General features: G+C 55.0%; 9 protein-coding genes. All 9 read right to left on the bottom strand.

Annotation, left to right across the window (positions count from 1 at the left end; translation table 11 throughout):
• Positions 1-22: 22 nt before the first annotated feature.
• Positions 23-1,096, bottom strand: a complete 1,074-nt coding sequence (locus AC0YOA_RS08460; protein ID WP_475786229.1) for an isocitrate/isopropylmalate dehydrogenase family protein — start codon at positions 1,094-1,096, stop codon at positions 23-25.
• A gap of 83 nt (positions 1,097-1,179) precedes the next feature.
• Positions 1,180-2,997, bottom strand: coding sequence for an ABC transporter ATP-binding protein (locus AC0YOA_RS08455; protein WP_475786637.1), 1,818 nt, complete (start codon positions 2,995-2,997; stop codon positions 1,180-1,182).
• Positions 2,981-4,735: an ABC transporter ATP-binding protein gene (locus tag AC0YOA_RS08450; protein ID WP_475786228.1), complete on the bottom strand. Its 1,755-nt coding sequence runs from the start codon at positions 4,733-4,735 to the stop codon at positions 2,981-2,983. The genes AC0YOA_RS08455 and AC0YOA_RS08450 overlap by 17 nt, the downstream gene beginning before the upstream one ends.
• 485 nt (positions 4,736-5,220) lie before the next feature.
• Complete coding sequence (locus AC0YOA_RS08445; protein WP_475786227.1) at positions 5,221-6,606, bottom strand: ABC transporter substrate-binding protein; 1,386 nt, start codon at positions 6,604-6,606, stop codon at positions 5,221-5,223.
• 74 nt (positions 6,607-6,680) lie between these two features.
• Positions 6,681-7,622 carry a carbohydrate ABC transporter permease gene (locus tag AC0YOA_RS08440; RefSeq protein ID WP_475786636.1) on the bottom strand — a complete coding sequence of 314 codons (942 nt, stop codon included), beginning with the start codon at positions 7,620-7,622 and terminating at the stop codon, positions 6,681-6,683.
• A gap of 43 nt (positions 7,623-7,665) precedes the next feature.
• Positions 7,666-8,535 carry a carbohydrate ABC transporter permease gene (locus AC0YOA_RS08435; protein WP_210037821.1) on the bottom strand — a complete coding sequence of 290 codons (870 nt, stop codon included), beginning with the start codon at positions 8,533-8,535 and terminating at the stop codon, positions 7,666-7,668.
• Positions 8,532-10,790: a DUF5696 domain-containing protein gene (locus AC0YOA_RS08430; protein ID WP_475786226.1), complete on the bottom strand. Its 2,259-nt coding sequence runs from the start codon at positions 10,788-10,790 to the stop codon at positions 8,532-8,534. The genes AC0YOA_RS08435 and AC0YOA_RS08430 overlap by 4 nt, the downstream gene beginning before the upstream one ends.
• The gene (locus tag AC0YOA_RS08425; protein WP_475786225.1) at positions 10,787-12,967 is read right to left on the bottom strand and encodes a YIP1 family protein; all 2,181 of its coding nucleotides are present in this window, start codon (positions 12,965-12,967) and stop codon (positions 10,787-10,789) included. The genes AC0YOA_RS08430 and AC0YOA_RS08425 overlap by 4 nt, the downstream gene beginning before the upstream one ends.
• 20 nt (positions 12,968-12,987) lie before the next feature.
• Positions 12,988-13,836: a carbohydrate ABC transporter permease gene (locus tag AC0YOA_RS08420; RefSeq protein ID WP_475786224.1), complete on the bottom strand. Its 849-nt coding sequence runs from the start codon at positions 13,834-13,836 to the stop codon at positions 12,988-12,990.

Raw genomic sequence — 13,836 nt, 5'->3', positions numbered from 1 at the left:
GCCGGTAAAGCAATTTTCTTAACTACGACCTATCCATAGATTGGATGACAGCCTCCGCAAATTCGCTCGTGGAGGCTGTGCCATGCAGGTCGAAGGTGCGGATGCCTGCGGCGGCTGCACCTTCGACTCCCCGTACAATCTGCTCCGCGATGCGCTGCAGACGCGAATCCCCGTGCCGGCCGGCCAGCCATTCCAGCAGCAATGCCGAGGATAACAATATCCCGACCGGGTTCGCGATATTCCGGCCCGCTATATCCGGCGCCGAGCCGTGAGCGGCCTGCGCCATTGCAAAGTGATCGCCCGCATTGATCGCCGGCGCCATTCCCAGGCTTCCAACCAGCTCTCCCGCGAGATCGGACAGAATGTCGCCGAACATATTCGTCGTCAGAATGACGTCGAAGTCCCCTGCCCTCCTGACCAGAAGGGCTGCGGCGGCGTCGATGTGGTAATCGTCCACCCGCACATCGGGATACTGTGATGCGACTTCCCGGCAAACGCCGAGAAACAAGCCATATCCGAGCTTGATCACATTAGCCTTGTGGATAATGGAAACATGCTTCCGGCGCAACCTTGCCGCCTGAAAGGCAGCATGGGCAATCCGTTCGGCTGCTTTGCGTGTAAAGACGCCGGCCGAAATGACAACATCCGGCGTCACCTGCCACTCTCCCGTTCCGTACGCCATATTCCGGTCAGCGTAGAAGCCCTCCGTATTCTCGCGGTAAATAACGAGATCCGCCTGCTTCGCTACGCTGTCGATGCCGGACAGCGTCCGGTTCGGCCGGATATTGGCAAACAGGTCGAAGCTGTGCCGCAGCTCGCCGCTCGGATTTCGGCCGGTTTGGTGTTCCTCCGGATAGGAAACGGAATCATGAGGTCCCATCAACCAGCCGCAGCAATTCTGCAGCGCCTCCTTCGTCGCCTGCGGCAGCGGGTCGCCATACTGCCGGATCGCTTCAAGCCCCATCGGCAGCCTTACCCAATCCAGCAGCTCGAGCCCGCAGCTTTTCTCCGCAGCCCCTATCACCTTCGCCGCCGCAGCGACGATTTCCGGTCCGATCCCGTCCCCTTCCAATACCCCAATGCGATAAATTTCCATCTAACCGCCTCCCATTCTTATTAACCAGCAAAAACAAAAAATTCCCGGACCGCCCGTAAAAGCGGTTCGGGATAAGCGATCTGCTAAACAAGCACGCCTTGCGCATTCAAATACAGCCTCTCATAATAACCGTTCAGCTCCATTAATCGGTCATGAGCCCCCTCCTCCACGATGCGGCCCCGATCCAGAACAATGATTCTGTCGGATCTCCGGATCGTTGACAGCCGGTGCGCAATGACCAAGGTCGTCCTGCCCTCCGATACAATCCGCAGCGCGGACTGGAGCAGCTGCTCCGTATGGGAATCAAGATTGGCGGTCGCTTCGTCGAGAATCAATATTTTCGGCTGGAAGACGATAATGCGTGCAAACGAAATCAGCTGCTTCTCGCCGGAGGACAGCCCTGTGCCGCTCTCGGCAAGCCGGGTTTCGTAGCCATGCTTCATCCGCCGCACAAGCTGATCCACTCCGACATGCTCGCAGGCGCGAATAACCGTCTCCACGGGAATCGATTCATCGAACAGCCGGATGTTGTCAAGCACGCTTCCCGAGTAGAGAAACGGCTCCTGCTGCACGAGCCCGACGATCCGCTGCAGCGTTTCCTGCTTCAGACTGCGGATGTCGGTTCCGTCAATACGGATGCTGCCTTCCTTCACATCGTAGAAGCGGCACAGCAGGCTGATCAAGGAGCTCTTGCCGGCTCCGGTGGCGCCTACGATTCCCAGCAATTCGCCTGGCCGGATATTCAGATCAATATCAGTTAACACCTTGTGGCCGCTGCCATAGCCGAAGGTTACGCTGTTGAATTCCACTTTGCCCTCGACCCCAGCCTTTTCAACAGATGCGGCTTTCTCCGGGTCGCGCACATCAGGCGACACTCCGAATATGCTCCAGATCCGGTTCACGGACACGATGGTCGACTGAATCGTATTCCACTGCTGGGTGATCGAGTTGATCGGCTGAAAAAACTGGCGGATGTAGGTGATGAACGCGTACAATACGCCGAATTCGATATGACCTCCCAGCACGGCGCGGCCGCCGAGCCAGACGACAAACGCCACGGACAGGTTGCCGAGAATATCAAACAACCGGTTGAACAGTACCATTGTGCGGACTTCCCGGAGGTTGGTGCGGTAGAAGGCATCGTTTCGCTCGGTAAACTGCCGCTGCTGCTCCTTCTCCTGATGGAACACCTGAATGAGGTTCATGCCGGAAAGATTCTCCGCGGCGAATGCGACCATCCGCGACAAGGCCGTCCGGACCATCTGATACGTTGTCCGCATATAGGACCGGAAGCTGTACGCAATCATCGTAATAACAGGCAGGACCAGCAGACAGAACAAGGTCAGTCTGATATCCAGCTGAAACATCAGCACAATGATGATCAAGAGCGTCAAGCTGTCCCGCAGCAGGCTGGCCAATACCTGATTGAAAAATCGGTTCAGGCCTTCCGTATCGCTGGACACATTCGTAATGAGGCTGCCGGTCGACACGCGGTCGAAGTAGGAAACCGACAGCTTCACCATATGCCTGAACATGCCGCTGCGGATGCCGGCCACGATGCTCTGCCCGATTTTTTGCAGCAAATTGTTCTGCAGATACGTGAAGACGAAGCTGACGACTGCCAACAGGAGATAGATGCCGCAAAGAATCAGCAGCGACCGGTAATCCGCATGATCAACGGTAAATACGTCATCGATGGCGATTTTGATCAAATAAGGCTGCAGCAAATCGGCCGATATGGACAGTAAAATAAAGAAAAACAGCAATAGAAACGACCAACGATGCGGCTTGGCGTAGGTGTAAAGCGCTTTGAAGGCAGAGCCGTAATCAAGGGCGGCATTGTAGTCCTGCGGGATGCCCGTCCGTTGGTCCTGCTGCCAATCGTTAATGGCCCTCGGCATTGGCATCCCCCTTCTCCTGGATATTGTACAGCTCCGCATAGACACCTTCTGCGGAAACAAGCTCCTCGTGCGTGCCGCGCTGCACGATCCGGCCTCCGTCCATGACGATGATCTGGTCCGCATGCTTGAGCGCGCTGATGCGATGAGAAACGATCAGGGTTGTCTTGCCCTGCCGCCCGGCACGGAGCGAGTCGATAACCGCTTTCTCGGTAAGCGAATCGATAGCGCTGACGCTGTCATCGAGAATCATCACGGGAGCCTGCTTGAACAGCCCCCGGGCGAGGCTTGCCCGCTGCCTTTGGCCGCCGGACAGCGTCAAGCCGCGCTCCCCGAGCCTTGTCTCGAACCCGTCGGGGAACGCATTCACCTCGAGATGGATTTGCGCTTGAATCGCAGCTTCTTCGATTGCCGCAAGCTCCGCTCCGCGGTTGCTGAAGGCGATATTTTCACGGATTGAGGTGCTGAACAGGAAGCCGTCCTGCGGCACATAAGCAATGCTGCTCCTGAGGCTCTCAAGCGTCAGATTGCGGATATCCCGGCCGCCTGCGAAAATCGTGCCTTCAGGCGGATTGTAGATCCGCAGGAGCAGTTTCATAAGCGTCGTCTTGCCGCTTCCCGTCTTTCCGATAATGCCTACCGTTTGACCTGGCCCTACCGTTAAGCAGATATCCGACAATACGGGCGAGGAGCCGTCCGGATAAGCGAACGACAGATTCCGGATTTCTATCGCGGCATGCTCTGCATCCTCCAAGCGCTCTGTCCCGGTATCGGCAACATCGGGCTCTTCGCCAAGCAGGTCGTTCAGCCGCTCCAGGGAACCGCGGGCACGCTGCATCGCATTGATCACATCTCCGATCCGCTGCAGCGGATTGATCATCATGCCGATATACAGGACCAGCGAGACGAAATCGCCAAGGGAGACAGTCTGGTCCGCCGTCAAGTAGCCGACAAGCGCGATCGCGATAATCATCGACAGCGCCCCGAGAAACGGAATAACCGCCTGCAGGAGTGAAGAAACGCGAACCAGCTTCAGCTGGTTGTCGCGGATCTGGGCAACCGTTGCGTCGAAACGGCCGATCATGATCGCTTCCACCGCAAATTTTTTTGTGACCCGGATGCCGCTGAACTGCTCGGAGGCCGTTTCCGTCATTTTCCCGAGCGCTTCCTGCACATGGACGGAACGTTTGCGGATGACGGGACCCAGCCAGGCAACGACCCATGGAATGAAAAGAAGCGGAATAATGCTGATTAGAGTCGTGTATGCCGGGATCGGGCTAAGGATCATGGATACAATGACGGAAATAAGCAAAATCGATGAGTTAGTAATATGGTTGATGCCCATCGATATCGATTCTCTTACCGCGGTCACGTCATTGATCAGATAGCTCAGAAGCTTGCCCACCCCGTACCGGGAATAATTGTTCAGACTGAGACGCGTAAACTGGACAAACAGCTTGTTTCGCGTAATCCGCTCGAACAATCTCCCCGAGTACATGATGAGAAATTGCCCGGTCCCCCCAAGCAGACCGTAGCTCAACGCGATCGCCACGATGAGCAGGCTGTAGTGCACGACCTCATCGAAGGACAGCATGCCCTTTTGAAGCTCATCCGTAAAGCTGCCGATTGTTCTGGGCATGCGCGCCAGAATTACATTCGCCGCCCCGATAACAAGGACGGCGCTGATGTACAAGTACCACCTCGACCTGATATAGCCACTTAATATTCTCTGCTTTCTCAACAAGCATTCACTTCCTGTATCTATCATTAATGTTGCGCATAAGAAGAGACGGCAGAAGCCGTCCTTTGGCGGCAAAGTTAGTTTCTTCCCCCAAACTATCAGGAATAGGCATGACACATTTTCTTACTTGCTGATATTTCAAGAAGAAACGGCTTCGACGTTCTCTGACGGCTAGACGTTTTTCCCTAGAAATCCGGTGAAAAAAAACAGGCAGCGACTCTGAAGTCACGATTCTCGATTGATATCGATCGAGAAATCCCATCGGTCTGCCCAGATTGTTTGAAGCCATTCTAATAAGGAAATTCCGGCCTGCATGCTCCCAAGCGGTCCCCTTCCACCTTCTAGCAAGGAAAAACCTCACTGCACCCGCTGCCGACAGACCCAGGAAGACCGCTCTCCTTTTCTATCCGTTTCGGACTCCTGCAGCGCTGAGTATTCAGCAAAAACCGGGGCCCAATAAGCCCCGGACTCTTCAATTCACTCTATTATGGCGTGCCGATTGTCGTTTTGAGCGTCTCGACATCCTTGTTGATCGCTTCCTCGGCTTTCCGGATGGCGGAGTTGACGTCGAGACCGCCGATTGCCAGATCCTCAGCCGCCTCAGTCAGACGGGTAGCGATTTCCAGCTCATACGGATGGGTGTAGTGCTCCTGGAGCGCCTCGCCGACGAATACATTTTGCACCGTCTTGCCCTGGAGAACCGGAATGTCGAGGCCGTATTCCTTGTTCAGCTCGTCATTGATAATAGCGGGTACGCGGCCGTTGCGGGCCAGAATGCGCTGCCCGTCGTCCGACAGAATTTCCGCGATGACCTGGAAGGCCTCATCCTTATGCTTGCTTTTGCTGTTTATGGAAAGCGAGTGGATCTGCGCTTCCCTTGTCTTACCGAGCTGGTCCGGGAAGTTCGGAGCCGGCGCGATATCCCAGTTGAACTCGACGCCCTGCTGGCGCAGCTCCTCCAGCGGACCGACCATGTTGGCCAGCCAGGTCACACGGATTGCCACATTCTGATCCTTCATGAACTGGTCGCGTCCATAGTTCCAGGTCTTGTCAGGCGCCACATAGCCGGGGATTTCGAATATTTTTTTCTGCAGCTCGAACACCCGGCGCCATTCCGGCGTATCGAGCGCGGCTTCGCCTGTTTCGCGGTCCACGTAAGGCAGGCCGAGGCTCTTCGCCAGACCTGTAAGATTATCTACAGAAAGGCCGACATACCGTTTGCCGCCATCGGTGCGAGTCAGCTGCTTCGCCAGCTCCAGCACTTCATCCCAAGTCAGCTGCTTCTCGGTTGGATAAGGCACGCCGAATTTGTCGAAAATGTCCTTGTTATAGTACATCACATGCTGATTGGAGTTGAACGGGATCGCGATGATTTCGTCCCCTTTGCCCGCCGTAATCTCCGTGATGTAATTCCATAGAATCGGCTTGATCCGCGAGGTATCAAAGTTATGGCGCTTGATCAGCTCGCGCAGATCTTCATAGGCGCCGGTGCGGACGATCTGCTGATGCGAGGACGAGGAGGAATAAATGATATCCGGCGTATACGTCGACAAGACCTCTTCATTCGTCGTTTCCGCAGCCGGCATAATCCGCTCAATCGTCACGTTCGGATATTTTTTCTTGATCGGATCGGCGATAAGCGTATTGAATTCCACATCCGGAAATGTGCCGCTGGTATTGTAGAACGTAAGCGTCAGCGGCTCGTCGCCGAGCTTCTTGAAGCTCGCGGTATTCTCTTCCGACGACGACGCACCGTCAGCAGACGCATCCGTACTGCCTGTCGTGCCCGCACTATTGCCGGCATTCCCGCTGCATGCGGAGATCAAGCCGGCAACCAGCAGCAGATTTAGTATTGTGAGCAACTTCTTCATGAAACATGACACCACCTATAATGTAATTGTTTGCCGGTGTTTCGCCGGGGAGCGGCTTCTATCCATCTTCTGTCTCATTCCACAAGCCCCGTGCGCTCCACCCCTTCGATGAACCAGCGCTGCGCGAAAAAATAAACAATCAGCAGCGGGAAAATAATGAGGAATGCAGCCGCCATCTTGATCGATTCCTCATATACCGACATCTCGCCCGCCCCTGCGGCCAGGGCCATCTCCGCGGCCATTCGCGCAAGCGTTATCGAGAGGGGCACGTTCTCGGCCGTAAACATAAAAATCGACGGCAGATAAAAATCATTCCAGTTCCACACGAAGGAGAACAAAACAACGACGACGATCGCCGATTTGGAAAGCGGGAACATGACCCGGAAGAACAGCCTGAACGCGCTTGCCCCATCCATTCTCGCCGCCTCGTCCAGCTCCTTCGGCAGCGTGGAATAGAAGGATCGGTAGATAATGACGAACAAAGCCCCCTTCAGTCCATGGCCGAAAACGGCGGGAATGATCATCGGCAGCACGGTATCCAGCCAGCCGAAGCTTTTGAACATCATGATGGTCGGCAGAATGACGACCTGCGGCGGCATGATGAACGTGAACAGCAGCATCACCATCCAGAAGCGCTTGAACGGAAAGTCGAGGCGGGCGAACGCATATCCGGCAACCGCGCATGAGAACACCTGCAGCACGGACACCGCGCCGGCCAGCGATACGCTGATCGCCAGACTTTTCGTGTACTGAAGCAGCCGCACCGCCTCCTGAAGATGTCCCAGGAAAATGCTTTTGGGCACCCAGATCACCGAAGGGTCGAGAATGTTTTTGGCGTCCTTCACCATCGTGGTGACCATGTACAGGATCGGCTTGATATAGATGAAAGCAACATTGATCAGGATGATATACATGACAATTTTGAACAGGATGCCTTTATCGATTTCGCCGCCGATCAAGCGGTATCGGACGAATGCCCCGATCCGGTCGAAGGCCGCGGACTGCACGCGCTTCACTCCGTTGATCGTTATTTTGGCCACTTGCGAATCCCTCCCTTCTTTACTCACGTGTGCCTGAGAGCGCCTTATCCACCCTGCTGTACAGCAGCAGCGTCAAGCCGACGAACAGCAGAATGATGGAAAAATAAATCCAGGCCAGCGCGCTGGAGCTGCCGTAATTGGTGGTGTTGACCTTGCTTACGATCGGATTGGACGGGAATGTGAACAAATCGACGACCGTATACATCAGATTCAGGAAAATATAGGGTACGAGCCCCGGCAGCGTTATTTTCCAGAAGGTATTCCATGGCCCCGAGCCGTCGATCCTTGAAGCCTCGTACATCGACGGCGGCAGCGTCTGGCGTCCCGCAAGGAAGATCAGAATCTGTACGCCCGAGTACCAGAGCACCAGCACGAATGAGCTCATCACCGTCTGGATCGGCTCCGCCCATGACGCCGGCACGTACTCCTGCAGATATTCCTCGATATGCAGCGACTCCAGGACGCTCAGTGAGCCTTCCCCCTGATTGATGAATTCCTGGACGATTTGTCCGGAAGAGAAAATAACAGGCAGGAAGAAGATGATCCGAAACAGCGTGCGTCCCGGGAACTTCAGGTTGAGCAGTATCGCAACCAGCAGCGAGAAGACGAGAATGATCGGAATCATCATAATGGACTCGCGCAGGAACGGGATCAGATCCTCATACAGGAGACTTCCGTTCGATACCAGGATCTCCTTGTAATTCTGGAAGCCAAGAAAGGTATAGACGACCGAGTCGACGGTAATCCGGACCTGATGAAAGCTCATATACAAGGAATAGCCGAGCGGGAACGCGACAAAAGCAAGAAAGCCGAAAATCCAGGGTGCGATGAATATCGAGCCTTCGATTTTTCTGATCGTCGATGCTTGCAGCCTCAGCTTGCGAATCATCTGCCTGCTCCCCCCTTGATAACGGTGAAATCCTGCGCAGGCACATGAAAATCGTCCTGCACGAACTCGCTTGATCCATAGTTCACGATGACGCGCTGGCCGCCTTCGTAGGTCGTTTCCTTCACGTTCTCGGCAAGCGTGCGGTGACCCACGATCCGCTTATCCTGTACATCGCCGAGCGCTTCGTTGACCTTCGCATATTCATCGGACAGGCTGTCAAGCCAATCCCGGTAATCCAGACTGTAATACCAGATCGAATAGGAATGCCGCAGCTTGTCGGAAGGCGCGGAGGCGAATACATAGGTCGGATAAGCGCCGTATTCGATGCTGCGCAAATATTCGGTCCGCGATTCCTGACGCACATTCGCCCACTCGGATGTGTACGTAACGGACCCGTGCAGGACGATCTGGTTGAACGGCACGGCTTCATCGACGAATACATCGTAGGAATAATCGTCCATAAGCCGGGGAATATGCTTCAGATCCTGCCATACATAGGCATTGGCGTTGACAGCCGTGACCGCGCCAAGCTCCTCCTTCGTCCGCTTGAAAATGTCGCGCTGGATATTGGCCACATCCGTGCGGCTGGCCGCATAACGGTTATTGAAATCGGTGTTCAGCTGATATCCGATCCCTGAGCCGTCGTAGAGGATGCCGTCTGCTCCCAGCTTCTTGTACTCATCCAGATCGGATGCGATGACTTTGCTGTAGAAGCGCGGGCTTACAAGATAGGTGCCCTCACCCGCCTCAAGCGTATTGCCGGACAAATCGCGCTGGCCGTCGCGGCGGTACCAGAAGCCGTCGTCCCCGTTATTGTTGACCGAATAATTAGCTGTCAGAAAAACGGGGATATCCAGCGCATGCGCATAATCGATAAAGGATTTCATCCCTTTATTTCCGCCAAGCCTGGACTCGACCGGAAAATAGCCGCCCTGCGTGCTGTAGCCATCCTGCTGCCAGCCGTTATACTGCACGACCAAATTGTGGATGCCGCGGTCATAGATGCTGCCGACCAGTTCCTTCGCCTCGTCCGTCGTCGTGGCAGTCAGATAGGAATCCAGCAGCAATCCCTGCTCGATATCGCCCCCGACAATATCCACATACAGCGGAATATCCTTCTTGGGCTGCTCCACCGGCTTCAGCACGCCTTCAGCAGACAGATAATCGCGATACCTGGATGCCATGCCCACATAATCGCTTTGATCCGGCGGCAGCAGATAATAGCGGACCGTTCGCCGCGGGGAATTGAAACGTTGTTCCCCGTACGTGAAAAATCCCGCATCCGTGCTTTTGCTTACACTTTGATAGAACCGCTGGCGGTACTGCCATTCGGTCGTTACCCAGTTCGACAGACCTATCGATCCGGAAGGAGCCGCGAACACGTTGGCATGCTCCGGCCCTTCCGTAACAACGGCAACGAACGCCTGATCGCCGGATTTCAGGCCGAACACCGGAACCGAAGCCCGCTGCCGGGCCATATTATCGAGGTAGAAAGAGCCGTCATTGCCGTAAATCGGTTGATTATACGTGAGCTGCGGGAGAATTCGGCCGGTTTTGAACCGGATCAGCGCGCCTGAGCCGTCAGGTATGAAGATGTAGCCAACCTGGCCCTGGGAGAACTGTCCGCCGAACAGCGGGTACAGCTTTGCATTCAACAGGCTGAAGGCGCCTGCCTCCACAATACCTTCGTCGCGGATGGTCGTTTCAACATAATCATCCCCCAGCATCACCTCAACCGGAATTTTAAACGAACCCTTCGGCAGCACGAGCGTGGCGGTAAAGCCGCTTGCCGTCGTCTTGAAATCCTCGACATACCCGCCCTCGTCCACTAGGCCGACCGTTTTGGACGCCGACTTGTAATTGGACAGATTCGTATATTCCACGATGATGGGGGACAGCAGATTGTTTTTCCATGCCCCGCCGATCTTCTCTTCCGCCCACTGCGCGGGATCGGGGTACGAATACCAGACCTTGCCGGATTGTTTGCTGACGACCTGAAAATGCCCGGTCTCTTTGTCTGCCGACAGCTTCAAGGAAGCCGATTCGGCGACCGGCTGAAACCTGCTGCCGGGAGGCAGCTCCGGCTTGAACGGCACTGTTCCGGCACCTGGAGTGAAGGACACGGCCGCAGCGGCCGTGACTGCCGGAGCGGCATTTTGCCACGACACGATCTGGAGCGCCAGCCATACCAGGGCGGCAATGACGACCGCAATGCCCGTAATCAGGAAGGAAAGCCGCAGCTTGCTGCCGGTCATCGGATGATCACCTCCTGATAGATGGAATAAATAAAGTTGATCAGTTCCCCGCTTAAGCTGAAGAAGATAAAGATGAGCGTCGCGATGATAGCCAGCGCCAGAAGAGAGAAAATGATGTTCAGGATCGCTTCCCCGACGCTGTAATTCTGGATGCCCTGCACCATCCAGAAAAACTGCAGGAACGTCCACAAATACATGGCAAGCTCCAAAAATTTGAAGATCGACGCCTCGCTGAGCGTAAATCCATGGGATATAACCGTTAAGGGTATACCGATCGCTATAATTGGTATTAAGGCGTAAGAGCTTCCATAAAAAACATCCCGCAGCCGGCCCTCACCGCGCATCAGGGAGCTGACCAGATAATGCGCAATGACCCATCCGATCCAAATTGCAATAAACTGCACGAGGACAGGCCCGAGCTTGACGCCCTCATAGATTTCAGGATTAAAGACGAAGCTCGTCTGGGACCGGATGAGACCAAGCGCGGCGAATGCAAGCGCCAGCAGCGTCAAGCTGCTGGCAAGTCCGGCGCCGTCCTGGTAACGTATCGCATGGTACCCGTCGATGGGGTGCTTCACGAGCGTCCCGACATGCTTCAGCTGCCTGAAGTAACTGCCCCGCAAAGGCATCTTGGCGTACCAGGCGCCGGCCCACGCGAATCTGCGCGACAGCCTGACGAGTACAAAAACAGCCAATCCCGCCGCGACAACGATGTTCATCAGCAGGCCAAACCGGTTCTGGAACCAGACGAGCCTGTTCTGCCAGAATGAATCCGAATAGCCTTTATTGACCCCCGCCTTATAGAACAGCTCCTCGGCAAGCTCGAACTGCTCTTTCTTGAAGGCTGCTTTCGCGAGCCCGACCAAAGCCGGCGTATAGAAGGCATTTTGCCGGTAAGCCTCAGCCCACAGCGGCTCGCTCTCCTCATACCTGCCGTCCTGGGTCAGCCTGTTGGCCTGATGGACCAGCAATCCGAACTCGGTCAGCCGAAGCCTCTGGACGAGACTGTTGACACTGTCGAGCACCAGTAAATCTCCATTTGCGGTCGTTGCGATTGCTGCCGGCGTCTTGACAAGGCCAAGCTTCGTCGTCCCCGCCAGATCATCGCTGCCCCAGAAGAAGAGCAGGTTGCCATCCGCGTCATATTGGCTGATTGTATTGTAGAGCGCGTCAATGACCGTTAAGTTGCCGTCCGCATCCACGCTGATATCCTGAAGCTGCGGCAGTGCGCCGTGTTGCGCCCACCAGGCGTTCTCTCCGAACGTCCTTTTCTTCTTCTTCGCGGCCGGCGTGAATTCACCGCCTGCTTCCAGCTGATTCAATCCGGCGATATTGAATTTCTTGACCTGCTCGCTTTCGATTTCCTTGGTCACCGTATAGATGAAACCATTGGAATCGATCGCCGTGTTCACGACCGCTCCGGGCAGCTTGCTCAGCTCCCGCTGGTACATCTCTCTTGTATAGACCGCCCTCTTGAACGAGTCAAACAAGGAGAACTGAACCTTGTTGGAGCCGAAGAAGCTTTGATAATTGCCTTCCGGATCCAGCTGCAGCAAGCCCTGGAAAGCGCCCAGCGTCGTAATGTACAGGAAGCCCCGCTTGTCGACAACCAGCTTCGTCGGTTCGTATTTGAACGAATCCGGCAGGTAGGCCGAGTCCGGCCGTTTGAACTCGCGCAGCAGCCTGCCTTCGGCATCCAGCCGGACGACCCGCTGATTGCCGGTATCCGCCACATAAATATCTCCGTTATCGGCGACGAACAAGCCGTTCGGGCTGCTCAGCGGGCTTTCCTTTACATCGATGATACCGATAAGAAGCCCCTGCTCATCCAGATGCACAACACGGTTATTGCCCGTATCGGCAATGAAGATATGGTCCCGCCCGTCGACGAACAGATCCTGCGGCTGGTTCAATGCCAATGTCTGGCTTCCCCCATCGCCGGCAGACGCCGTTTGCACGGGTGCCTTCCACCCGGCTGCTGTCTCCCCGCCGATATCCGGACCAAGCACCTGCTCGGGCTGGTAGGCGGATTGAATTTGCGCAAGCTGCCCATACGCGTCCTTATAAAACGTGGTGTATGGGGAATATGCGTCCGCCGCAGGCAGATTTAGCGACACCGCCGCAATTGCCGCAAGCAAGGAAACCGATGCCGCGCGAAGCCACCGTTGCCTACTCAATGATGCGCCCTCCCCTTCTTTCATTTAATTCCCGAATGCGCCATCGTATCGATAACCTTCCGCTGCAAAATAATGAAAAACAACAGGTTCGGAACAAGAATGATCAACGCCGCGACTGCGGCCGCCCCCTGCCTGGCCACGTTGTTGGCCAGATTATTCGTCAGTGTGGTCAGAAAAAACGGGAATGTCTTCATATCATCATCCTGCATGAAGAACGTCGACGTTTCCAGATTGCTCCATGAATTCTGGAATGACAGAATCGCAACCGTGGCGACGGCCGGCATACAGACAGGAATGACGATTTTCAGAAATAGGCCGAGCTCCGTCGAGCCGTCGATACGTGCAGCCTCCAGCAGCGCAGACGGAATCTGGTCCATAAACTGTTTAAGCAGGAACACGCCGACCGGAAGCGCCACCATCGGGAGAATATGGCCTAAATACGTATTCATGAGGCCTAGTTCACTGACGACAAGATAACGCGGAATCTGTACAACCTCCGGCGCAAACATAAGCATCAGGATAATGGAAGAGAATACGAATCCCTTGCCCGGAAACTCATGCTTGGCAAGTGCAAAGGCGCACAGGGAGCTGACGATCGTGACCGTAACGACAGTCACAACGGAAATGAACAGGCTGTTGAACAAATATCGGGACAGCGGAATGATGGAATTGGACGTGACCCACAGCAGCTCAATAAAGTTCTGTGTCGTGGGCTCCTTGACAAGAAACGTCGGCGGATATACGAACAATTCGTGATAAGGCTTAAACGCATGATTGAAAATATAAATGATCGGCAGCAGCATAAATACCGCGAACGCGAGCATAAGGGCGATATACAGAATCCTTGATATAGAGATTGTTTTCAGCAT

This window comes from Paenibacillus sp. JT22N12 (genome assembly GCF_056269365.1).
The sequence above is the reverse complement of the archived record's forward strand: the minus strand, read 5'-3'. Positions and strand labels throughout refer to the sequence as shown.